At 74.0% G+C, this 23,565-nt stretch carries 17 protein-coding genes; 9 read left to right on the forward strand and 8 right to left on the reverse strand.

Annotated features, from left to right (window positions below; all coding sequences use genetic code 11):
* Positions 1 to 39 precede the first annotated feature (39 nt).
* The gene (locus CLV43_RS12240) at positions 40 to 408 is read left to right on the forward strand and encodes a hypothetical protein (protein WP_106187215.1); all 369 of its coding nucleotides are present in this window, start codon (positions 40 to 42) and stop codon (positions 406 to 408) included.
* Here CLV43_RS12240 and CLV43_RS12245 read toward each other — a convergent pair.
* Entirely contained in the window at positions 398 to 802 is a 405-nt protein-coding gene (locus CLV43_RS12245; RefSeq protein ID WP_106187216.1) for a winged helix-turn-helix transcriptional regulator, read from the reverse strand. The genes CLV43_RS12240 and CLV43_RS12245 overlap by 11 nt on opposite strands.
* 79 nt (positions 803 to 881) lie before the next feature.
* Here CLV43_RS12245 and CLV43_RS12250 point away from each other — a divergent pair, with 79 nt between their 5' ends.
* Positions 882 to 1,703 carry an NmrA family NAD(P)-binding protein gene (locus tag CLV43_RS12250; RefSeq protein ID WP_106187217.1) on the forward strand — a complete coding sequence of 274 codons (822 nt, stop codon included), beginning with the start codon at positions 882 to 884 and terminating at the stop codon, positions 1,701 to 1,703.
* A 57-nt stretch (positions 1,704 to 1,760) separates the two neighbouring features.
* Here the strand turns inward: CLV43_RS12250 and CLV43_RS12255 are convergent, their stop codons facing one another.
* The 3 genes from CLV43_RS12255 to CLV43_RS12265 all read right to left on the reverse strand — a co-directional run bounded on the left by CLV43_RS12255 (position 1,761) and on the right by CLV43_RS12265 (position 6,343).
* Positions 1,761 to 3,473 (reverse strand): ABC transporter ATP-binding protein, encoded by a 1,713-nt coding sequence (locus tag CLV43_RS12255; protein ID WP_106187218.1) that lies wholly within the window; start codon positions 3,471 to 3,473, stop codon positions 1,761 to 1,763.
* Entirely contained in the window at positions 3,470 to 5,155 is a 1,686-nt protein-coding gene (locus CLV43_RS12260; RefSeq protein ID WP_106187219.1) for an ABC transporter transmembrane domain-containing protein, read from the reverse strand. The genes CLV43_RS12255 and CLV43_RS12260 overlap by 4 nt, the downstream gene beginning before the upstream one ends.
* A 78-nt stretch (positions 5,156 to 5,233) precedes the next feature.
* The gene (locus CLV43_RS12265) at positions 5,234 to 6,343 is read right to left on the reverse strand and encodes an FAD-dependent monooxygenase (RefSeq protein WP_106187220.1); all 1,110 of its coding nucleotides are present in this window, start codon (positions 6,341 to 6,343) and stop codon (positions 5,234 to 5,236) included.
* A gap of 98 nt (positions 6,344 to 6,441) precedes the next feature.
* On the opposite strand from CLV43_RS12265, the gene CLV43_RS12270 reads away from it, so the two are divergent.
* Positions 6,442 to 7,347, forward strand: a complete 906-nt coding sequence (locus tag CLV43_RS12270) for a TetR/AcrR family transcriptional regulator (protein ID WP_106187221.1) — start codon at positions 6,442 to 6,444, stop codon at positions 7,345 to 7,347.
* Here CLV43_RS12270 and CLV43_RS12275 read toward each other — a convergent pair.
* The 4 genes from CLV43_RS12275 to CLV43_RS12290 are packed head-to-tail and all read right to left on the reverse strand — an operon-like array spanning position 7,344 to position 10,322.
* Positions 7,344 to 7,904: a dihydrofolate reductase family protein gene (locus CLV43_RS12275; RefSeq protein WP_106187222.1), complete on the reverse strand. Its 561-nt coding sequence runs from the start codon at positions 7,902 to 7,904 to the stop codon at positions 7,344 to 7,346. The two genes, CLV43_RS12270 and CLV43_RS12275, sit on opposite strands and share 4 nt — an antisense overlap.
* Positions 7,905 to 7,911: 7 nt before the next feature.
* A complete protein-coding gene (locus CLV43_RS12280) occupies positions 7,912 to 8,205 on the reverse strand; it encodes a DUF3017 domain-containing protein (protein WP_106187223.1) in 294 nt (97 codons plus the stop codon).
* A gap of 19 nt (positions 8,206 to 8,224) precedes the next feature.
* Positions 8,225 to 9,082 (reverse strand): bifunctional methylenetetrahydrofolate dehydrogenase/methenyltetrahydrofolate cyclohydrolase, encoded by an 858-nt coding sequence (locus CLV43_RS12285; RefSeq protein ID WP_211304334.1) that lies wholly within the window; start codon positions 9,080 to 9,082, stop codon positions 8,225 to 8,227.
* 16 nt (positions 9,083 to 9,098) lie between these two features.
* A complete protein-coding gene (locus CLV43_RS12290) occupies positions 9,099 to 10,322 on the reverse strand; it encodes an MFS transporter (RefSeq protein ID WP_245886338.1) in 1,224 nt (407 codons plus the stop codon).
* A 119-nt stretch (positions 10,323 to 10,441) separates the two neighbouring features.
* On the opposite strand from CLV43_RS12290, the gene CLV43_RS12295 reads away from it, so the two are divergent.
* The 6 genes from CLV43_RS12295 to CLV43_RS50025 all read left to right on the forward strand — a co-directional run bounded on the left by CLV43_RS12295 (position 10,442) and on the right by CLV43_RS50025 (position 23,314).
* On the forward strand, positions 10,442 to 10,951 hold the full coding sequence (locus CLV43_RS12295) for a YbaB/EbfC family nucleoid-associated protein (protein WP_106187225.1): 510 nt from the start codon (positions 10,442 to 10,444) through the stop codon (positions 10,949 to 10,951).
* Positions 10,948 to 11,265, forward strand: a complete 318-nt coding sequence (locus CLV43_RS12300; protein WP_106187226.1) for a WXG100 family type VII secretion target — start codon at positions 10,948 to 10,950, stop codon at positions 11,263 to 11,265. Before CLV43_RS12295 ends, CLV43_RS12300 begins: the two co-directional genes overlap by 4 nt.
* A gap of 10 nt (positions 11,266 to 11,275) precedes the next feature.
* Positions 11,276 to 17,863 (forward strand): WXG100-like domain-containing protein, encoded by a 6,588-nt coding sequence (locus CLV43_RS12310; RefSeq protein WP_170155814.1) that lies wholly within the window; start codon positions 11,276 to 11,278, stop codon positions 17,861 to 17,863.
* Positions 17,826 to 18,302: a hypothetical protein gene (locus CLV43_RS12315; protein ID WP_106187229.1), complete on the forward strand. Its 477-nt coding sequence runs from the start codon at positions 17,826 to 17,828 to the stop codon at positions 18,300 to 18,302. The genes CLV43_RS12310 and CLV43_RS12315 overlap by 38 nt, the downstream gene beginning before the upstream one ends.
* Positions 18,299 to 19,843, forward strand: coding sequence for a TNT domain-containing protein (locus tag CLV43_RS12320; protein ID WP_106187230.1), 1,545 nt, complete (start codon positions 18,299 to 18,301; stop codon positions 19,841 to 19,843). The genes CLV43_RS12315 and CLV43_RS12320 overlap by 4 nt, the downstream gene beginning before the upstream one ends.
* Before the next feature lie 111 nt (positions 19,844 to 19,954).
* Positions 19,955 to 23,314 (forward strand): TNT domain-containing protein, encoded by a 3,360-nt coding sequence (locus CLV43_RS50025; protein ID WP_106187231.1) that lies wholly within the window; start codon positions 19,955 to 19,957, stop codon positions 23,312 to 23,314.
* The last annotated feature ends 251 nt before the right edge of the window (positions 23,315 to 23,565 follow it).

The raw sequence follows: 23,565 nt of genomic DNA on the forward strand, positions 1-23,565 counted from the left end.
GCTCGTAGGTTTCCGCCACCAACAAGGAAGGCGGAGGACATGAACAAGGTCATCGTCGGTGCGGTCGCGGGACTGGTGCTGGTGGGCGGGGTCGGCACCGCGGCCGCCGTCACCGGCGGCTTCGGGTTGTTCGGCAACGACTACGAGCTCCAGGCAGAGGTGAACGGCGCCGGCAAGGCGGGGCAGATCTCCATCACCTGGCCCGGCGACGCCACCCCCACCGTCGCCGACAAGGACTTCGCCCTGCCGTGGACCCAGACCAGGCGCAAGAAGTCGGGCACGGTCACCGTCGAGGCCACCGGTGTCGCCGAGGGCACGACGTGCCGGATCGTCGACAAGGGCGTCGAGGTCGCGAAGTCCACCGCCGCCAACGGGAAGGTCGCGTGCACCGCGGTCGTCAAGGAGTAGCACCGCCTTCGGCGTCCCACTTCGCCCGTGCCTCGCCGACCGCGTCGCGGTGGTCCCGCGACCAGTCGGCGAGCGCGCGGACGGCACCGGCGAGGCTCTCGCCCATCGGGGTCAGCCGGTACTCCACCTGCGGTGGGACGGTCGGGTGCGCGGTGCGCTCGACCATCCCGTCGCGGCACAGCCTGCGGGTCGTGACGGTCAGCATCCGCTGCGAGATGCCGGGGATCGCGCGCTCCAGCTCGCGGAACCGCCGCACGCCCTTCGCCAGCTCGACGAGCACCAGCACGCTCCACCTGTCGCCGATCCGGTCGAGCACCTCCCGGATCCCGCAGTCGTCGTCACCGCACGGACCCCCGTGGACCTGGGGGGTTACCCCGGTGTGCGCCACCGACATGTAAGTGCCTCCTTACGAGCGACGGCCGCGCCGGACACGCTGACCTGGTCCCAGAACAGAACCACAGCAGGGGTGTCCGATGATCCTGGTTACCGGTGCTTCCGGCGCGCTCGGCGGTCTCGTCCTCGACCGGCTCGCCGGTCACGACGTCGTGGCGGGCTCCCGCACCCCCGTCGGCGACACCGCGCGGCTGGTCGACTTCGACCGGCCCGAGACGCTCGCCACCGCGTTCGACGGCGTCGACGTCCTGGTGTTCGTCTCGGCCGGGTACGCCGACGACGACGTCGTGCTCGCCCGGCACGGCGCGGTGGTCGACGCGGCCACCGGGGCGGGTGTCCGGCACGTCGTCTACACCAGCCTGGTCGGGTCCGGTGACGGGCTCGGCATCGCGCTGGCGCACCGGTGGACCGAGGCCCGGCTGGCGGCCGCGCCGTTCGCGGTCACGGTGCTGCGCAACGGTTTGTACGCCGAGATCCCCGCCTCGCTCGCCGTGGCCGCCGCGGAGTCCGGTGTGCTCGAAGTGCCGTGGGGCGAAGGCAGGTTGTCCGTCGTGGCCCGCGAAGACCTCGCCGACGTGACGGCGAAGGTCGCGCTCAGCAGCGCGGACCACGTCGGGCGTTGCTACGAGCTGGAAGGTGTCACGGCGGTCGGCGGGCAGGACGTCGCCGACGCGCTGACCGGTGCGCTGGGCCGTCCCATCACCTACCGCCCGGCCCCGCTGGGCAGCCTGTGGCAGCTGCCCCAGCCGCCCTTCCAGGTCGCCCACACCGTGTCGCTGTGCTCCAACGTCAACGCGGGCAGGCTCGACCTCCGCCCCGGCGACCTGCCCGCCCTGCTGGACGCGCCGCCGCGCTCGGCTCTGGACCTGATCACCGCGGCCGCCCGTCCGCCCCTGGGGTGAGCGGGCGGTCATCCCGCCGGCTGACGCTCGACGAGCTTGCCGCGGCGCCGGAAACCCCTAGACGCCCTGCCAGGACCTCCACAGCGCCGCGTAGACCCCGTGCGCCGCGACCAGCTCGTCGTGGCTCGCCAGCTCGATGATCCGGCCGCCGTCGATCACCGCCACCCGGTCGGCGTCGTGCGCCGTCCGCAGCCGGTGCGCGATCGCGATCACCGTGCGCCCCGCCAGCACCGCCGCCATCGCCCGCTCCGCGTGCCGGGCCGTGGTGGGGTCCAGCAGGGCGGTCGCCTCGTCCAGCACCACGGTGTGCGGGTCCGCGAGCACCACCCGCGCCAACGCCAGCTGCTGCGCCTGCGCCGGGTCCAGCGACCGGTCGTCCACCTCGCGGTCCAGGTCGTCGGCCCACCGAGCGTCCACAGTGGACAGGGCGGCGCGCATGGCGTCGTCGTCGGCGTGCGGCGCGGCCATCGACAGGTTGTCCCGCACCGTGCCCAGGAACACGTGGTGCTCCTGGGTCACCAGCACCACCCGGCGGCGCAGCTCGTCGGGCGCCAGCTCGGCCACCGGCACGCCGCCTACCTCCACCCGGCCCAGCCGGGGCGCGTCGACACCGGCCAGCAGCCTGCCCAGCGTGGACTTCCCGGCACCGGACGGCCCCACGATCGCCAGCCGCTCACCGGTGCGCACGACCAGGTCGACGTCCACCAGCACGTCGTGGCCCTCGCGGTAGGCGTAGTGCACACCGGAGACGACCAGCCGGTCGTCGACGGGCACGTCGGTCCGGGTGGGACCGGGCACGACGGCCGCCCCGACCCCCTCGATCCGCGCCAGCGCCGCACCGCCGGTCTGCAGCTGGTCGGCCCACTGGAACAGCCGGTCGAACGGTTCGTGCAGCTGCCACATGTACAGCGTCGCGGAGATCACCGCCCCCAGGCTCACCACGTCGTGCGCGTGCAGCCACCCGCCTGCGAGCAGCATCGCGGTGACGGGCAGCGCGTGGGAGACGTCGAGGACGGGGAACCAGGCGTTGCGCAGCGCCAGCGTGCGGGTCTTGGTCGCGAAGCCGATGGTGATCCGCTCGTCGCCGCCGGTGATCCGCCGCCGTTGCAGGCCGAGCGCCTCCACGGTCCGCGCGCCCTGCGCCGTGGCGGCCAGGTGCTCGGCCTGCTCGGAGTTCGCCCGCGCCTCGGCCAGGTAGGCGTCGCGCGCCCGGCGCAGGTACCAGCGGGTGCTCAGCCACAGGACCGGCGAGGCCACCAGCCCGCACAGCCCGAGCAGCGGGTGCAGGACGAACACCGCGCCGAACAGGAAACCCGCCTGCAGCACCGAGATGAACACCTCGGGCAGGCCGTCGCGCAGCGTGGTGCCGACCGTCGACACGTCGGACGAGCTGCGGGTCATCAGGTCGCCGGTGCCCGCCCGTTCGACCACGGCCGTGGGCAGCGCCAGCGCGCGGTCGACGACCTGTTCGCGCAACGAGGACAGCGCCCGCTCGCCGAACCGGTGCCCGGCGTAGCGGGCGGACCGGATCAGCAGCAGCTGCGCCAGCCCGAACCCGACGATCCCCAGCGCGAGCGCGTCCACAGTGGACACCGGGGCGCCGTCGCGGACCTCGTTGACGATCCGGCCGAGCAGCCACGGCGCCCCGAGCCCGGCCGCGGCCGCCAGGCAGTTGAGCAGCACCGCGACCACGACCGCCCGGCCGTCCGCGCGGACCAGCCGCAGGGCGGCGCGCCGGGTCCCGGCCGCGTCGGCGACCGGCAGCCTCACCGGAACACCAGCCCGTGGTAGCCGGGGTCCGCCAGCAGCTCCGGATGGGTGCCGGTCGCCACGACCCGGCCGTCGACCAGGTAGGCCACCTCGTCGGCCTGGTCGAGCAGCAGCGGGGACGTGCTGGTCACCACGGTCGTCCGCCCGCGCCGGGCCGCGCGCACGCGGGCCGCGATGAGCGCCTCGGTGTGCGCGTCGACCGCCGAGGTCGGCTCGACCAGCAGCAGCACGTCGGGGTCGGCGAGCAGCGCGCGCACCAGCCGCAGCCGTTGCCGCTGGCCGCCGGACAATGTCCGCCCCTGCTCCTGCACCACGGACTCCAGCCCGTCCGGCACGGCGTCCGCCGCGGCCGCGGTGTGCACGGCGGCGGCGATGGCCTCGTCGTCGGGGTCCTCCCGGTTGGCCACGGCCTCCCGCAGCGCGCCCGCGAACAGGTGGGCGTCGTTGTCCGCCACCAGGATCCGGCGGCGCACCTCGTCGATCCCCATGGCGGTCAACGGCACCGATCCCCACGTGGTCGCCGAGTCCACGTACCGGCCGAGCCGGTCGACCACCTCGACGGCGTCGGCGGGCCTGGCGGCCGCGACGACGAGCATCCGCCCGGCGGGCACGACCAGCCCGGAGTCCGGGTCGTGCAGGTCGGCGGGGCCGGTCGGGCCGGGCGTGCGCGGACCGTCCTCGGTGACGTCGGGCTCCAGCACCAGCAGCCGCACCACCCGCCGGGCCGCGACCAGGCCGCGGCCGATGTCGGTGGCGCCCTCGATGAGGAAGTACACCGGCGTGATCAGCACCGCCACGTACCCGTACACGGCGATCATCCCGCCGACCGTGATCGAGCCGGTCGCGGCCATCCGCGCGGCCAGCCAGGTGACCGCCGCGAGGAACACCGACGGCAGCCCGACGCCCACCGCCTGGATCCAGCTCGTCACCGCCCCGACCCGGTACCCCTGCGCCTGCAACGCCCGCGACGCCGCGCGGTACCGCCCCGCGAACGCCTCCTTGCCGCCGATCCCGCACAGCACCCGCAGGCCGGACACGATGTCGCCCGCGCGGGCGGTGACCGCCGCCTGCTCGACGCGGTAGCCGGTCTCGGTGGCCTGCAACCGGTTCAGCAGCGGGACGAGCAGCCCCATCATCAGCGGCACGCCGACCAGCACCACGGCCGCCAGCGTCGGCGAGACCCCCAGCAGCAGCACGGCGACCGCGAAGAACCCGACCACCGAGCCGACACCCGGTCCGGTGGCCGTCATCACGCGCATGACGTGCGCGATGTCCGTGCCGCCGATGTTCACCACCTCGCCCGCCGACACCCGGCGCGGCAGCGCGGCCCCCAGCCGCACCGCCTGGCGGACCACCACCTGGATGGTCCGGTAGGCGGCGTCGATGCGGATGAACGACATCACCCGGTGCCGCAGCATGCCCAGGACCGCGTTCACCACGGCGATCCCCAGCAGCGCCGACGACCACCGGACCAGCGCGCCGGTGTCGCCCGCCCGCAGCCCGTCGTCGATGGCGCGGGAGATGACCAGCGGCGGCAACGTGAGCAGCACCATCCACGTGGTGCTGACCAGGACGCCGACCGCCACCCGGCCGCGTTGGGACACCACCAGCCACCACAGGAAGCGCGCCGGGCCGCGCGCGTCCGGTGTGCCGGGGTCGTCGTAGGGCAGGCGCGGGCGCATGCGTCCCAAGCTAGCGGGGCGACCACGACGGCCAGGGTCCGTTGCCCGGCGCGGACGATCGCCCGCGGCGAACGGCCGTCAGTAGACCGGCAGCACCAGCGCGCCCGCCGCGGCGGCGATGTCGTCGTGGCTCGGCCTGCCCTCGGGATCGGCCGACGCCAGCGCCTGGTTGCGCTCGACGTAGTCGCGGATGGTGCTCTCGCAGCGCGCGAACGCGGTCCGGTGATCGCCCCCGGCCGCCTTCAGCTCACCGGCCAGCACGTACGCGCCGACCAGCGCCGTGCTGGTGCCCTGCCCGGACAGCGGCGACCCGCAGTAGCCCGCGTCGCCGACCAGCGCCACCCGCCCGTGCGACCAGCGCTCCATCCGGACCTGGCTCATCGAGTCGAAGTAGAAGTCCGGCGCCTCCCACATGGCCTCGACCAGCCGCGGCGTCTCCCAGCCGTCACCGGCGAACGCGTCCGCGACCAGCTTCCGCTGCTGGTCGAGGTCGCGGTGGTCGTAGTCCAGCGGCGGCGACTCGAAGCCCAGCACCGCGCGCGCCTCGGTGTTGCGGCGCGCGCTGTACACACCCGCCATCCGGCCCTCGTTGCGGTGGAACACCTGCCAGTGGTCGAGACCGAGGTGGTTGGCCGTGCTGAACACCGACAGGTACACGCCGAGGTGGCGCAGGTAGCGGTCCTCCGGCCCGAACACCAGCGACCGCACGGTCGAGTGCAGCCCGTCCGCGCCGACCACCAGCTCGAACTCCCGCCGCGGCCCGCTCGCGAAGGTGACGTCCACCCGGTGCTCGTCCTGGTCCAGCGCGACGACCGAGTCGCCGAACACGGTCTCGACCGCGGTCCCGTTGCGCCGCAGGAAGATCGCGGTCAGGTCGTCGCGCAGCACCTCCACGTCGGGGCTGCCGGTGAGCCCGCCGGTGAGCGTCTCCTCCGTGGTGCGCACCAGTTCCACGCCGTCACCGTCCACGAACGACATCCCCCGCATGCCCGTCGCCGCCGCGCGGACCTCGGCCAGCAGACCCATCCGCTCCACCACCTCCAGCGCCACCCCGCGGACGTCGACCGCCTGCCCGCCGGGTCGTGGCGCGGGGGCGCGTTCCACGACCGTCGGTGTGTGGCCGTGCCGGTGCAGCCAGTACGCCAGTGCCGGGCCCGCCACGCCCGCGCCCGAGATCAGAACCTTCATCGCCAGCCCCGTCCTGTCGTCCAAGTACGATGTACACGGTGGCAGAACGCTTTCCCGCCAGGGGAAATCCGGGCTTCTGCACTAGTACAGGGGGAGCGATGCCCGAGGACCCGCCGTACCTCCGGATCGTGGCGGAGCTCAGGCGTCGCATCGAGTCCGGCGAGCTCACGCCGGGCGCGAGGGTGCCGTCGGTGCGCCGGGTCGCCGCCGAGTGGGACGTCGCACTGGCCACGGCCACCAAGGCGCTGGCCGTCCTCAGCCAGGAGGGCCTGGTCCGGGCGGTCCCCAGGGTCGGCACGGTCGTCGCCACCCCCGCGCCCGCCCGCAGGTCCGCCCCGCGCCGCGACCCGTCCGTGCACCTCACCCGCGACCTCGTGGTCCGCGCCGCCATCGACATCGCCGACGCCCAGGGCTTCGCCGCCCTGTCGATGCGCGCGGTCGCCGTCGAGCTGGGCGTGCCGACGATGTCCCTCTACCGGCACGTCCGCGGCCGCGCCGAGCTGGCGATGCTGATGGCGGACACCGTGTTCGGCGAGCACCGGCTGCCCGCCGTGCCCCCGCCGACGTGGCGCGCGCAGCTGGAGCTGAGCGCCCGCATGCAGTGGGCCGCCTACCGGCAGCACCCCTGGCTGCCCCGGCTGATCCCGATCACCAGGCCCCACCCCACGCGGAACCTGATGCCGTACGTGGAGTGGGCGCTGCGCGCGGTCGACGGCCACGGCCAGGACACGACCACCATGCTCCACGCGCACATCACGCTGTTCGGCTACGTGCGCGGCACGGCCGTCGACATCGAGACCGAGGCGCAGGCCGAGTTCGACACCGGCCTGTCAGCCGAGCAGTGGATGGACGCCAACGAGGCGGGCTTCAGCGCGGTCCTCGACTCCGGCTCGTTCCCGGTGTTCGCCCGCGTGTCGAGCGAGGAGTTCGCGTTCGACCTCGACGCCCTGTTCGAGTTCGGCCTCCAGCGCCTGCTCGACGGGTTCGCGGTGCTGTTCCGCTAGTCCCTGTCGAAGGCCGTCACGACCACGCCGCTCTTGAACACCCGCGGCGCCTCCGGCGTGAACCGGTGCGCCGGGAACTCGCCGTCGAACAGCGGGATCCCGCGGCCCAGGACGATCGGGTTGACCTTGAGCACCAGCCGGTCGATCTCCGGCAGCAGCGCGGCGGCGAGCTTCCCGCCGCCGCACAGCCAGATGCCCAGCCCGTCCTCGGCCTTCAGCTCGCGGACCTTGCCCAGCACGTCACCGGAGATCACCTCGACCTCCGCGGGCGTCCCCGTCGCGGTCGTCGACACCACGTACTGCCGCAGGTGCGGGTACGGGCTCGGCCCGCCGCCGGGCACCTCGTAGGTCGCCCGTCCCATCAGGACGGTGTCGAAGTTCCTGTTGGGAGGGTCGATGCCGAGCATCCGCCTGCCCGCACCGGGCAGCGTGTCCGGGTACTCCTCGAAGATCATCTCGATGTGGTCGCCCTCCACCGGGAAGACGTCGAACGTGCCGTCGGCGGCCGCGATGAAGCCGTCCAGCGACACCGCCACGTAGTAGGTCAGGTTCCGCATGTCCGCCCTACCTGCTGAAGGGGCCGCCGGTGATGGTCATCGCCACCACGATCACGGCCACGCCGAGTCCCGAGTAGAGCAGTGCGTCGACCCCGCGGCCGCGGATCGCGATCAGGCCCGCCTGCTCGTCGGTCACCAGCACCCGCAGCAGCGCCGCGAGCAGCAGCGCGATGCCGATCAGCACCACGCCCTGCCGCCAGTGGTACTGCACGATCCGCACGAGGCCCAGCAGGGTCACCCCGAGCACCAGCGCGAACGGCAGGTGCTGACCCGCCGTCGACCGCCAGCGCTGCTCCGGCATCAGTTCCACCGCTCCCGCCCTACGCCGTCTTGAGCGAGCGCTCGGCGGCTTCGACCGTGTTGGCCAGCAGCATCGCAATGGTCATGGGGCCCGCGCCACCCGGAATGGGGGCCAGGAACCCGGCGACCTCGGCCACGTCCGGGTGCACGTCGCCGACGAGGCCGGCCTCGGTGCGGGTGATGCCGACGTCGACCACGGCCGCGCCGGGCTTGACCATGTCGGCGGTGATGAGGCCGGGGCTGCCCGCGCCCGCGATCACGATGTCCGCGCGGCGCACCTCGGCGGCCAGGTCCTTCGTGCCGGTGTGGCACAGGGTGACGGTCGCGTTCTCGGTGCGGCGGGTCAGCAGCAGGCCGATCGGGCGGCCCACGGTCACGCCGCGGCCGACCACGGTCACGTTCGCGCCCGCGATCGGCACGTCGAAGCGGCGCAGCAGCTCCACGACACCGCGCGGGGTGGCGGGCAGGGGAGCGGTCTCGCCCAGCACGAGCTTGCCGAGGTTGGTCGGGTGCAGCCCGTCGCCGTCCTTGGCCGGGTCGACGCGCTCCAGGATGGCGTTGGCGTCGAGGTGCTTGGGCAGCGGCAGCTGCACGATGTAGGCGGTGCACGCCGGGTCCGCGTTCAGCTCGTCGATGACGGCCTCGAGCTCGGCCTGCGTGGTCCCGGCGGGCAGGTCGCGGCGGATCGACGTGATGCCGACCTTCGCGCACGCGGTGTGCTTCCCCTTCACGTAGGAGTGGGAGCCGGGGTCGTCGCCGACCAGCACGGTCGCCAGCCCCGGCGTCACCCCCTGCCCGACCAGCGCGGTGACCCGCTCGCGCAGGTCTTCGAAGATCGCGTCTCGGGTGGCCCTGCCATTGAGGATCGTCGCCGTCACGGGCCCCATCCTCGCATCACGTGCTGGTCTTGGGCTCGGCGACCTCGGCCGCGGCCGCGCGCACGCGGGTCGCCAGGACCGTGCCCACCAGCGCCACCGCCGTCGCCGACACGGCGGCCGCCGAGGGGCCGATGTGGTCGAGCAGCCACCCCGCCGTGGGCAGCGCCGCCGCCGCGCCCGCGGTGCTGGCCATCGACATCCAGCCGAACGCCTCCGCCTTGCGGCCGTCCGGGGCGAGGTCGCCGATCCGCGCGTTGTTCGCGGCGATCGCGGGGGCGATGGCCAGGCCGCCGAGCACCAGCACCGCGCCGATCAGCCACGGCGACGACGGGGTCGTCACGGGCGGCAGCACCGGGATCAGCGCGGCCATGCCGACCGTCAGCATGACCATCCGCAGCGGGAAGTTGGCCCGGCCGCGGAACCCGCCGACGACCAGCCCGCCCAGCACCGACCCGACACCCCACACGGCCGTCAGCACACCCGCCATCGCGGGCCGCCCGAGGTCGCGGGCCCAGGCGATGATCAGCATGTCCACGGTCACCAGCGGCATCACCACGCAGACCGCCGCGACCAGCGTGAGCACCAGGCCGCCGTCCTTGAGCAGCGACCGGCCGCTGTGCGGGCTCGTCATCGGCACCGGTTCGTCCAGCCCGGCCCGGCGCAGCGCGAGCAGGAACCCGAACGTGCCCGCCACGGCCAGCACCCCGCACACCCAGATCGCGGTGCGCGGGCTGGCGAACGCCACCAGCGACGCGGCCATCATCGGCCCGACGATGTACATGAACTCCTGCAGCGACGCCTCCACCGTGTACACGGCCTGCTGCACCGGTCCCGTCGCCAGCCGCGGGTAGCTCGCCCTGGTCAGCTGGGTCACCGGCGGCGTGCACAGGCCCGTGAGGAACGCGACGACCACGGCCACCGGCCACCCGCCCGCGGGCAGGACCGTCGGCAGCAGCCCGAGCAGCGCGATGCCCACCCCGTAGAGGCCGCCCGCCACCGCCAGCAGCCTGCTCGCGGGCGCCCGGTCCGCCGCCCGGCCGCGCACCGGGCCCGCCACGCCCAGCCCGAGCGTCAGCGCGCCACCGACCACACCGGCCAGCCCGTAGGACCCGGTCCACCCCGCCATCAGGAAGGACAGCGCCAGCGGCGTGCCCGTCATGTGCACCCGCCCCACCATCGACCAGATCAGCACGGAGACGAGGTGGGGGACTCCGGCCAGTTGGCGGTAGGGGCGCAGCACAGCCCTACTCTGCCGGGAGCACCCCCGAAGTGGTGCCGACTTTTTCTGGACACCGGCGGGAACCCGACGCCCTCCTTTAGCGTCAGGACCCAAAGACGACGTGAGCGAGGGGAACGGCTGTGACCGATCCGAGTGGACGCAGGGCGGAGCTGGAGGCGCGCAACGCCGCCATGCGCGAGCAGGTGGACTCGCTCATGTCCGAGCTGCACCGCAAGACGGCCGAGATGCGCGAGGCGCAGGCGAAGGCGGTGGCGATCACCGCGAGCGCCACCTCCCAGGACGGCAGCGTCACGGCGCGGGTGGACTCCTCCGGCGCGCTGACGTCGCTGGAGTTCTCGCCGAACGCCTTCGAGCGCTCGACGCCGGACAAGCTCGCGCGCGTGGCGACCGAGACGGTCATCGCGGCCATCGCGAAGTCCCGCACCGAGCTCAACGAGGTCCTCGCCGACGCCCAGCAGGGCTCCAGCATCGACCTGTCGGAGATGCTCCCCGGCGTCCCGTCGCTGGCGGACCTGATCCCACCGGTCCCACCGGTACCGCAGCCCGCGTCGCAGGCGCCGCGGCGTCCCGCGCGACCGGCGGATGACGACGAAGAGGGCGGCAGCGTCATGGACAGGGGTGGCTGGTGACCGGCGGCGGCTTCGAGGTAGACGTCCAGGGGCTCCGCCAGGGCGGGACCCAGTTCAGCTCCGCGGCGGACGCGCTCGACGGCGTGTTCCGCACGCTCGACTCGGCGCTCAGCGGCGAAGGCCAGTGCTGGGGCGGCGACGAGTCCGGCCAGACCTTCGCCAAGGACTACGTGCCGAACGCGAAGGCCACGGCGGACGCGTTCAAGAACCTGACCACGGCGCTCGGCGACATCCGCACGGGCATCGACCAGTCCGCCGACGCGTACGAGGGCTCCGACCAGGGCAACTCCGCGGGCATTTCCAAGACTTACTGAGGGGCACCGGGTGGGCATCGAAATCCCGAGCGAGGTCACCTGGCTCTTCCCGATCGTGGTCGGGCAGAGCTGGCCGGAGGGCGACGAGACCGCCCTGCGCCGGATGGCCGACGCGTACCGAGCGGCGGCCGAGGGCGTGCAGGGCGTCATCGACCAGGGCAACGGCGCGGCGAGCACCGTCGTCGGCAGCCAGGTCGGCGCCTCCGCGGAGGCGTTCAAGGAGTACTGGAAGAAGTTCTCCGACGGCGACGAGTCCTACCTGCCCAAGCTCAAGAAGATCTGCGAGCAGCTCGCGGAGAGCTGCGACGGCACCGCGCTCGAGGTCGAGTACACCAAGCTGTCGATCATCGCCTCGCTGATCGCGCTGGCCATCGAGATCGCCGCGCTGATCGCCGCCGCGTTCGCCACGTTCGGCACGGCGTCGGCGGGCATCCCGATCGCCCAGCAGGCCACCCGGCTCATCGTCCAGTTCACGTTCCGCCAGCTGATCATCGCGATCCTCAAGGAGGTCGCGATCTCGGTGGGCATCGACGCGGCCATCCAGGGCATCCAGATGCTCAGCGGCGAGCGCAAGGACTGGGACTGGGGCAAGACCGGCCAGGCGGCCGTCAGCGGCGCCGTGTCCGGGCTCGTCGGCGGTCTGTCCGGCGGCGTGAAGTTCACCGGTGGCGGCATGGCGGGCCAGGTCGCCGTCGGCGCCACCCGCGGCGCGGTCGAGGGCGCGGTCAGCTCCGTCGGCACGTCCGTGGCGATGGGCCAGGACATCAGCGCCAAGGACGTGCTGCTCGGCGCGACGTCCGGCGCGGTGTCCGGCGGCATCGGCGGAGCCAAGGAGGGCTTCACCGTCGAGGCGCCGCACGTGACCCCCGGCGGTCCCGGCGGCGGCCCGCCCGACCTCGGCCCCAACAACGGCGGCGGCCCGCCGGACCTCGGTCCCAACGGCAACGGCGCCGGTCCCGGCACTGGTCCGGGCAGCGCTCCTGGCAGTGGTCCCGGTGCTGGTCCCGGCAGTGGGCCCGGCAGTGGTCCGGCGCCCACGTCGCCCTCGGTGTCCCCGTCGACCGGCGGCTCGCCCGACGCCCCGACGCCGACCCGTCCGCACACCGACACCACGAACGCCGCGGCGGTCGCGGCACCTCCCGCCCCGACCCCGCACGTGCCCTCCACCAGCGGCGCGAGCCCCGACCGCGCCCCCGCGGGCGGCCCGGCCCCCACGATGGCGCCCACCGGTTTCTCCGGTGGCTCGGCACCCAGCGGCGGCGGCTCCCCGTCCTCGTCCGCGGGCGGCTCGACCCCGTCCACCGTCACCAGCAGGCTCGGCGCCCCGACCGCCCCGGCGGGCGGCTCGTCCAGCGCACCCAGCGGCGGCTCGCACAGCACCTCCGGCTCCAGCCCCGCCCACAGCACTTCCGGCAGCAGCACTTCCGGCGGCAGCTCACCCAGCGCCACCGGTGGCCCGACACCCGGCACGCACAGCACTCCGGGCGGCAGCACCCCCGGCTCCACGCCCGGTGGCAGCACTCCGGGTGGGTCTGCTCCGGGTGGGACCAACGGCAGCGGCTCGCACAGCGCTCCCAGCGGTTCGACCCCGGCGGGTTCGGCTCCCGGTGGTTCGGTGCCCGGTGGCGCGCACAGCGCTCCTGGCGGCTCGACTCCCGGCGGTTCCGCTCCGGCGGGTTCGCACAGCGCTCCTGCCGGCTCAGCTCCGGCAGGCGCACACAGCCAGACCCCTGGCGGGGCACCGGTCTCCGGTGGTCCGGCCGGTGCGCACGCGCCGGGCGGCTCCCCGGTCGCGGGCGGTGTGCCCGCGGGCGCCCACGCGGGCTCCACCCCCGGCGGTTCGGCGCCCGGCGGTTCGAGCGCTCCCGGCGCCCACGCCGCCGGTTCCACTCCCGGCGGCCCGGCTGCCACCCCCGGTGGGTTCGGCTCGACGCCGGGTGGTGCCCACAGCACTCCCGGTTCGACTCCCGGTGGGTCCGGCGGTTCGCACAGCACCCCCGGCTCGACGCCGGGTGGCGCGCACTCGTCGGCGGGCGGTCCGAGCACGACTCCCGGTGGGTTCAGCTCGCCGGGCTCCACGCCCGGCGGTTCGCACAGCACTCCGGGCTCCACTCCCGGTGGCACCCACAGCACGCCTGGTTCGACTCCTGGTGGGTCCGGCTCGCCGGGTTCGACTCCTGGTGGCACTCACAGCACGCCTGGTTCGACTCCTGGTGGTGCTCACAGCACTCCCGGCTCGACGCCTGGCGGCACTCACAGCACGCCCGGTGGTCCGGCTTCCGAGAGCCACGCGCCCGCTGCTTCGCACCTGGTGGGTGGGGCTCCCACCCCGAGCTTCGCCCCCGCGCCGGGTGGTTCGGCGCCCAGTGGTGTCCACGCCGCTCCCACCGGTGGTCCGGCGGCCGGTCACCCGGCCGAGCACGCGCCGTCCCAGTCGCCGTCGGGCCAGCCCGCCGGTCAGCCCGCAGGCGGGTTCATGCCGCCGCCCGCCGGTGGCGCGCCGCAGGGCGGGGCACCGCAGGCCGGTGGTCCGGCGGGTGGACGTGGTCCGGCGATGTCCGGTGGCCTGTTCGAGCCGACCCCCGCCCAGTCCACGACCCGGCCCGCGCACAGCGCCGACACCGTCGGCGCGAGCTCGGCGACGTCCGCGCCGCCCGCGTTCCACGACGCGGTCCCGACGCACACCACCCCGGAGCCCCGCGCCACGCCGTCGGCGCAGCCCGGCGGCTTCGGCCCCCAGCAGCCCGGTTTCGGCCCCCAGCCCGGCGGTGCCGCCCCGCAGCACGCGGCACCCCAGCAGGCAGGCCCGGCGAGCCCGGCGCACACCCGCCCCGACCAGGCCCCGATGGCCCGCAACACCCCGTCGGACGCCCCCGCGCGCCCCTCGGAGACCAGCCCCGGCCGCACCCCGGAACCCCGCCCCTCCGGCATCCCGGACGCCCGCACCCCCGGATCTCCCGACGGCCGCACCCCCGGCTCCCCGGACAGCCGGACGCCGGGTTCTCCCGACGGCCGCACTCCGGGCAGCCCCGACGGCAGGACCCCTGGCTCACCGGACGGCCGCACCCCCGGCAGCCCCGACGGCCGTACCCCCGGCACGCCGGACGGCAGGACTCCCGGCGCGCCCGACGCCCGCACCCCGTCGCACGAGGCACCCCAGCCCCGCGCCGACGCGGCACCGCAGCACCCGACCCCGGACGCCACCCCGCCGCACACCCCGAACCCCGACGGCAGCTCGCCGGTCTCCAGCCACCAGTGGCCCCAGGAGATGCCGCCCGCGAGCCGGGGCGCGGACCCCGACCCGACCCCGGCGGGCCCCACCGCGGACCCGGCCGTCGACCCGCACAAGAACGGCTGGGGCAACCCGGCGGGTGTCGTCCCCGGCTTCTCCGAGGACGGCCCGTACATCCCGGTGCACGAGAGCACCGGGCCCGGCGACCGCGAGGTCGGCACGTACGACCAGCGGGTCGCGTCGATCGTGGAGCCGACCTACCAGCCCTACGGCCCGCACGGGTCGTTCGACGAGTTCATGCGGCACCACACCACCGACGGCACGGTCAACGGTCCGGTCGACTGGCCGCCGAACCAGGGCGCGGTGGGCGCGCGCGTGGTCGTGGAGCTGCCCGCGGGCACGGTCCTCGACCGGTTCGGCAGCCCGCAGGGCGACTTCCTGTCGCCGTTGCGGCCGGACGGTCAGCCCTACGGCTACGGCGAGCGCGCGATCCTGCCGGACAGCATGGGCAAGGGCTACCACGTCTACGTGCTCGACAAGCCGATGATGGTCGAGCTGGCCACCGTGGCCCCCGCGTTCGACCAGCCCGGCGGCGCGCGCCAGCTCCAGCCGGTGTTCGACCCGAGCCTGGCCGACGCCAGCGGCCGGGTGAACCTGGACAGCCTGCGCGACAACGGCGTGCTGCACGAGGTGCCCGCCCCGCCGCCGGACGGCCGGGTCCTGCCGCCGGACTTCGGCACCCACGCCGCCGACGGCACGGTCCTCAAGCCCGGCACGGCGACCGTCGCGGACGCCCAGTCCGGCGCGTTCGCCGACCACACCCCGGCCCACGACCCGACCACGTCCACCGACCCGACAGCAACGCACGACCCGACGGCCACCGACCCGGCCGCACCGCACGACCCGACCACGGACCCGACCACCGGCTCCGACCCGACGGCGACCCACGACACCACCCCGCCGGTCGCGGGCGGTCCGGTCCCGCTCGGCGACGTGTCCCCGCGCGTCGACCAGGCGATCCGGGGCAGCCAGCCCACCCCCGCGGGTGTCGCGCTGCACAGCGACCCGCGGTTGCAGGAGCTGTCCTCGCGCATCCCCGCCAGCGGCGACCACGCCGTGCTGGACGTGCACACCGCCGGTGACGGCGTCCGGATCGGCGACACGCACTACACCCGCGCCGAGCTGGTCGAGCTGATCAACAACCACCCGGACCTCGCGGGCAGGCCGATCATGTTCGTCGGCTGCGACGCGGGGGCGGGTGGCGAGAACAGCCTGGCCGCGCACGTGGCCCGCGAAACCGGTCAGCAGGTGATCGCGCCGGACAGCCTGGCCTGGTCCGACGGCAACGGCAACGTCTACTCCAGCGCGCCGGACGCCTCCGGCCACCCCCGGATCCCACCGGACGGCGGCTGGCACGCGTTCGAGCCGGACGGCACGAGCACGCCGGTCGGCGAGAACGGCCTGCCGCCCGGCCACACGCCCACCGGCGACCTGGCCGACACGATCGACTCGGCGCACCGCGGCGACACCGACCGGTCGACCCAGCCGCAGGTCCAGACCCCGTGGACCGAGCCGACCACGTCCTACGAGCAGACCGTGCGGATGCGCGAGGGCCAGTCGCTGTTCGACGGCCGCGAGCTGCCGCTGGACACGAGCATCCGCGTCCTCGACGAGAACGGCCAGCTCCGCTCGACCGTGCACGTCGACGCCGAGGGCGCCGTCAGCGTGGACGCCATCGCGCCGAACACCCGCGACGGCGTGAACCCGGAGATCGCCCACCCGCACCCGGACGCGAACTACCGCGTGCAGGTCGGCAACCACAACGACGTCTTCGTCGCCGGCGAGGACGGCACGCCGCTCCAGCAGACGGACCGGGTCCGCATCGGCGGCCAGACGGTCGAGGTCGACCGGCCCGTCACGATCACCGAGCCGCCCGCGCCCGCCAACGGCGAGCGCACGATCGGCCGCGGCGACCCGTTGGCGCCGAGGCCGGGCGAGGCGTTCACCGCGCGCACCGACCTGCCCCCGAACACCCGGTTCGACGTGACCGACACCGAGGGCAACCACCGCGGCACCGTGCAGACCGACGGGAACGGCAGGCCGCAGTGGGTCGCCACGCCCGAGCGGCTGGGCGACGCCCCGAACCCCGAGCTGGTCAGCCCGGTCCCCGGCGCGAACTACAACGTCGACCGCGGCCCGCTGTTCCAGGAGTTCTCCACCGACGCGCAGGGCCGTCCCGAGCCGGGTGTGACCTACGAGCGGCCGGTGGCGCAGCACCAGGTCGAGGTCACGGACCTGCCGCAGAACCGGCCGCTCACCGAGCACGACGGGCAGCCGCTGGCCTCGGACACCGAGTACGTCGTGATGGACGGCGACCGGGTGCGCGGCCGGGTGTTCGTCGACGACACGGGCCTCAACCACGTCGAGACCGAGTCCGGCCAGCGCGGTCGCACCAACAGCGAGCTGGCGCGCGCGCCGGAGGGCGCGGACATCACCACCGACGGGTACTACGGCACGGACGCGGCGAAGACGCCCGACTGGCCCGCGCCCGCCAACGGCGAGGTCCGGCTCACCCAGACCACCGTCGTGGACGCCGAGGGCAACAAGGTCAAGGTCGTGCGGGTCGAGGGCGACACCTCCGGGTGGACCCCGGAGCAGCGCGCGGCCGTCGAACGGCCGTTCGCCCAGAACGACCCGTTCGTCACCCGCGACCTGCCGCCGGGCACCCGGTTCGTGCTCACCGACGAGCGCGGCCCGTACAGCACGTTCCAGAGCGGTGACGACGGCGCGGTCTCGCACGTGCACACCCCGCTGCCGTTCAGCGCCGAGCTGAACAACCCGCGCCCGGTGACCGTGTACGACGTGGACAGCGGCCGCTGGAAGTTCCTGACCGACGACCGGGCCAACACGATCGCGACGACCGGTGTCCCGGAGTACGGCGGCGGTACGGAGCTGCGCCGCGACACCCAGGCGCAGACCGACGCGGGCGCGCTCGCGGGCAAGCTGCCGGACAACCGGAACATCGCCGACGGCGGCCACCACCAGGGCAAGGAGTCCGGTGGTCCCGGTGAGCTGGCCAACGTCTCCAGCCAGCAGCGCGACCAGAACATGGGTGGCCGCGAGCGGCCCGCGTTCGTGCGCGAGGAGACCTGGTATCAAATGGAGCGGGACCGCGCCGAGCTGGTGGCGAACTCCGGCGGCACGATCGAGCTGGTGGACACCTTCGCGCTGCGCGAACCCGGACAGGACCACCCGCACACTTACCAGACCCGGTGGCGCGAGACACTGCCGGACGGTCGCTTCAAGATCCATGTCAGGAGCTATCCGAATGACCACAACGCAGCCCTCTGGCCGTCCGACTTCTGAGCCGGACGACCGCGGGGAAGAGCTGATGCAGCGGATCGGCGCCATGCTGCTCGAGGTGGCACCCGAGGGGTGGCGTCGGATCGACCTGCTGGTGAAGCTCAACGTCAAGGTGCACGACTTCGAGCTGGCCGTGTACCTGGAGGACGGCGGGACCGCGGAGGTGGTCCCGTGGGAGGGGATCACCAAGCTGTTCGCCGAGCTGCGGCAGCTGGGGTACGTCGCGGGCCGGGGCACGTGGTTCGCCGCGCGCCTCACGCTGGACGCGCCCGGTCGGCTGGACATCTCCTACAACATGGACCACGACCCGCTGTGGGAGCCGCCGATCCCGGCCGAGTTCTGGGCGCGCGACCTGGAGGTCTTCCCCCGCGACGACGCGTTCATCCCGGACTGGCTGCGCGCGCGGCTCGACGAAGCAGGCGACGAGGAGCAGAAGGCATGACGACCACGCAGCCACGGCTGACGCCCGAGGACCAGAACGCGTTGCTCGGGTCGGTCACCACCCTGCTCATCCACCGCCTGCCCGGCGACTGGAGCCAGCTGTTCCTGGACTTCCGGGCGCTCGGCAGCACGGTCGAGGCCCCGGTCTCGGTGCTCAACATCTACGGCCAGTCGGTCGAGTGGAAGCTGCCGGACGAGGCGCTGCCGTTCTTCCTGGAGCTGCGCGCGGGCATGTACCGCGAGGGGATGGGCACCTGGTTCTCGGCGCGCTTCCACCTCGCGCACCCGAACGTGTACTCGGTCGAGTACAACCGGACCGAGGAGCCCCGGTGGACGCACCGGCCCGCGGAGAAGTACTTCCAGGAGGAGCTGGAGCGGTTCCCGCGCGCCGAGGCCGAGATCCCGGACTGGGTGCGGTCGGCGGGCCGGACGGCGGACCACGGCCTGTACGAGGCCCCGGTGTTCGACGGCAGCGACGAGCAGGGCAGGCCCATCGCCCCGCGCCCCGCCGTGCACCCGCAGGACCGCGAGGACGTGCTGAAGTACCTGGAGGGCGCGCCGGTCGTGCTGGCCGCCCGAGGGTTCGGCGAGGACCTGCTCCAGCCGGGGGCCGAGCCGGACGTGCCGCTGACGTTCCACACCGACGGCGTGTGGGTGTGGTCGGGCGCCGTGGCGCACTACTTCCGCAAGCACCACGTGAACCCGGTGCCGCAGCTCGTGCAGCACATCCACGACAACGGCTACGCCGTGCCCGCGGTCGACGCGGAGGCCCAGCAGGCCGCCACGCGGGTCGCCACCGGTGCCGCCGAGTCGCTGCCGCTGCCGGAGTACCGGCCCCGTGAGATCGCCGACCACGACCGGACGTCGCTGGAGCAGCTCCGGGCCCGCCTGGAGCACTTCGGCGTCTCGCCCGCGGAGTACGGGATCGTCGAGCCGAAGGTGGACGCCCTCGTGATCGAGCCCGCGCCGGGCACCGAGAGCGGGTGGCAGATCCAGTTCTGGGACGAGAACCGGGGCCCGACGGGCAGGCCGTCGGTGTTCCCCAACGCGGCCGCCGCGGCCAAGACGCTGCTCGGCACCCTGCTCTGGTCGCCGGAGCGCGACGCGGCACGGGCCCAGCCCGCCGCGCAGGCACCCGCGGCCGCACCAGCCACGACGCCGGTGCAGCCCGTGCCGGTGGCCGACATCCAGCCGATGCCCGACGAGCCGCCGTTGTCGCTGCTGCGCGACCGGGTGCCGGTCGTGCTGCCGCCGGGTGCGGAGGTCGACCGGTTCGGCGACGAGAACGGCAACCTCGCCTTCGCGGCCAGGACCATGTTCGGCAACCGCTCGCTCCCGCCGGACTGGCTCAACCGCCGCTACCACGTCTACCGCGTGCAGCGGCCGATCCCGGCGATCGGCGGGATCGCGGTCCCGTGGTTCGGCCAGCCGGGCGGCGGAACCGGGTACTTCCTGGTCACGTCGGTGCGCGACCTCCTGGCGGACGGCAGCCTCGTCGAGGTGGCCGAGGCGACGACGACCCCGCCGGCGCCCCAGGTGTAGTTCGGTTTTCCCGCGCGCTCCGATCGGGTTATGGTCGGGCCCGGTGTGGTGCTCTGATCGGCCCAGCAGGGGGTCGTTCCGGTACGCGGAGTCGCGGGGGAAGATGTTGGTGTGTCCGAGCCGAAGCCGTTGAACCCGACAGAGCAGGACGCTCTGGTCAAGCAGATCGGGCTGACCCTGATGCGCGCCGCCCCGGAGGGCTGGCAGCACGTCGTCGCCGACTACCGCGCGACCGGTCGCTACTTCGAGCTGTCCGCCGAGGTGCGGATGGCCGACGGGAGCGCGCAGGGGTGGGCGCCTCCGCAGGAGGTGCCCGCGCTGTTCGCGCGCCTGCGCGCCGGCATGCACCGCGAAGGCCGCGGCAGCTGGTCGAACGCCCGCTACCAGCTCGACCACCCGGCCAGCTACAACCTGGACTTCGACCGGACCGAGCCCAAGTGGCAGACACCGCCGCCACCGCAGGCCTACGTCGACGAGATGCGGTTCTTCCCGCGCGCCGACGAGAACATCCCGGACTGGCTGCGCAAGTGGCTGCCGTCCGGGCAGGCGCCCGCGGCACCCGTGGTCCCGGCACCGCCCCGCGGCTTCCGGACCGCCCGCGTGTTCGACGGCGCCGGGCCGGACGGCCGCCCGTCGGTCAACCGCCCGCCGGTGTCCGACCACGAGCGCGACCTGCTGCTGGGCTACCTCGACGGAGCGCCGGTCGCCGTGGTGGGCCGCGGCGGCTTCGACGCCGACGTGCTCGACCCGGACGCTCCCGCGGTCGTCCCGATCGCCTTCCAGACCGACGGCCACTGGATCTGGCCCGCCGCGGTCGGCTACTACCTGCGCGCCTACGGCATCCCGCCGGAGTCCGAGCTGGTGGAACGGGCCCGTGCGGCCGAGTTCCACCCGCCGGAGGTCCCGGAGGACGCGCGGGTCGGCGCCGCGGCGAACCTCGGCGCCCCCACGGCTCCGCGCGGCACGGCGCTGCCGAAGCCCGCGGTGGCCACCCCGCCCCCGGCGCCCGAACCGCAGGTGCCGGAAGCGACGACGTTCCTGGACACCCGCGCCCCCGAGGCCCGCTACGACGCGGACGCGACGCTCGCCGCGCCGCTGCCCGTGCTCGAGGGCGACCCGGAGCCCGAGGCGCACACCGAGCCCGAGGCCGCACCGGCCGCCGAGCCGGAGCCGTCCTCCTTCCGGACCGACGACGACTTCTTCCCGGAGCCGGGCGCGTCCTCGGCGCAGTCCACCGCCGACTTCTACCCGGAGTCCGCTGGCAAGTCCGAGTCCGTCTTCCAGCCCGCCGCGGACTTCCGCCCGTCGGCCGAGTCGGCGTCGGACTTCTACAACGACTCGGGCGCGCGCCCGGAGTCGTCGTTCCGGACCGAGGAGCCCTTCTTCCCGGAGACGGGCTCGTCGTCCGGGTCTTCCTCGTCCGCGTCGGAGCAGTCCGCGTCGGACTTCTACGCCGAGGCCGCGGCCAAGACCGACGCCGGGTTCAAGCCCGCCGCGGACTTCTTCCCGGAGAAGGCGGCGGAGCCCGAGACCAGGTCCGAGCCGGAGCACGACTTCCGCGAGCAGCCGCCGACGGTGTTCCAGCCGAAGCCGGACTTCGACGCGGAGCCGGACTTCCAGGCCGTGCACACCGACCCGGAGCCCGAACCCGAGCCGGTCGAGGACGCCGAGCCGGAGCTGCTGCGCGCCGACCCCGGCCCCGAGTTCCAGCCCGCCGACGACTTCGACGCCCAGCCGGTGTTCCGGCACGACCCGGAGCACACCGGCTTCCGCGCCGAGCCGGAGGCGACTTTCCGTGCTGAGCCGGAGGCGACCTTCCGCACGGAGCCGGAGGCGACCTTCCGTGCCGAGCCGGAGACGTCTTTCCGTGCCGAGCCGGAGGCGGTCGAGGAGCCGACCGGCGACCACGAGCCCGACCCGGCGTTGAAGCCGGAGGACCAGCTGGTCGAGCCGAGGCCGGAGCCCATGCCGGTCGACGAGCCCGACACCTCGAACGTGGAGGACACCGCGACCCTGGTCGACCTCGTCGACCTGCGTCCCGCGGCCGTCGAGCCCGAGGAGGCGCCGGAGTTCGACCAGCGGCAGTTCGACGCCGCCCAGGACGGCCCGCCCTACCGCGTGCAGTTCGACTTCGACGAACCGACGCCGCAGCGCGACGACCGGTACCGCCGCGACTCCTACGTCGACGGCATGGACCTGTTCGCGCCCAACCGGTACGAGAGCGCCGGGGTCGAGCAGGAAACGGCCGCTTGGAGTCCGTTCGGCTCAACGAACGAACCGCTCGACGACGCATTGCCGGTGGAGCCGAAACCGGAGCCGCTCCCGGTCGAAGAACCGGTCGTGGAACAACCAGCGCTCGTCGAGGCGGATCTCGTCGACGTCGTGCCGAAGTTCGGGGTCGAGGCCGACCCGAGGCATGCGGACGTCACCACCCGCTTCGAGGTGGACCAGCAAACCCAGTTCGACATCGAACCGGTCGCCGAACCGGTTCCGGTCGAGCCCGAGGTGCCGAGGCAGGTCACGCCCGAGGAGGAGCGCGAGCTGTCCGGTGTCCGCCGCGCGCTCGACGACCTCGACGTGCCGCCCGCCGCCTACCGCATCGGCGAACCCGCCGACCGCACCTGGGGCTTGCGCACCGAGGGCAACAGCTGGGTCGTCGCCTGGCACGACCACGGCCCGAAGAACCCGTCGCACTTCGACCGGCTCGAGGACGCCGCCGCCTACATGATCGGCAAGCTCGTCCTCACCGGCCGCCGAGCCCCGCGCAGGCAGCCACCGCCACCCCAGCAGCCCATGCCCCACATGCGCCCTCCGCAGGGCCCGCCGCCGGGCACCAACGGCTTCCGCGACGACCGCCGCCCCGCCATGCCCCAACGGCCTCCGGAGGCCGTTCAGGTAGCCCCGCTACCCCGCCCGGAACCCCCACGCCCCGAACCGCTCCCACGCGTGGACCCCCCACGCCCCGAGCCCCTCCCGCGCGTCGAACAACCCCGCCCCGAACCCCTCCCCAGGATCGACCCCCCACGCCCCGAACCCCTCACCACCCAGCCTGTCCGCGCCGAATCCCCTCAACGCACCGAGGCCCAGCGCAGCGAGGCCGAGGCAGGCGGAAAACGCGGCTGGCCGATCAAGCCCATGAACGGCGAACCCCCGCTCACCCTCTTCCGCCACAAGAAGATGATCGAACTCCCCGCCGGCTTCGAGGTGGACCGCTTCGGCGAACCCGCGGGCAACCTCGTCTACGCCGCGGGCACCCCCTTCGAAGAACGCTCCCTGGTCCCTTCCTGGATCAACCGCCCCTACCGCGTCTACCGCCTACGCCGCACCGTAGAAGTCCTCACCGGCGTAGCAGTCCCGTGGTTCGAACAACCAGGCGGCGGCACCGCCTACCTCCTCCCCAACTCCATCGAGGACATGGTCGCCGACGGCGCCCTGATCGAGGTCTCCCACCAGGAAGCCCAAAACCACTAACACCCACACCAACACCAACGCCCCCGCACCCACTCCGGGTACGGGGGCGTTGCCACGCAACACAAAGCGCCCGCCCACCAAGTCCAACGCGCAGCGAGGATGCCTTCCCTGTCCGACGGCGCAGCCGAGGATCCGTCGTTGGGCGAAGCCCGCCAGCACGCATCCGGCGCGGAGCGCCTGGGGCCTTGTCGGACGAAGTCCGATGCCTGAGTCAGGCGAAGCCTGATGCTGGCGAAGCCAGATCCCCTCCC

Source organism: Umezawaea tangerina (assembly GCF_003002815.1).
Taxonomy (GTDB): Bacteria; Actinomycetota; Actinomycetes; order Mycobacteriales; family Pseudonocardiaceae; genus Umezawaea; species Umezawaea tangerina.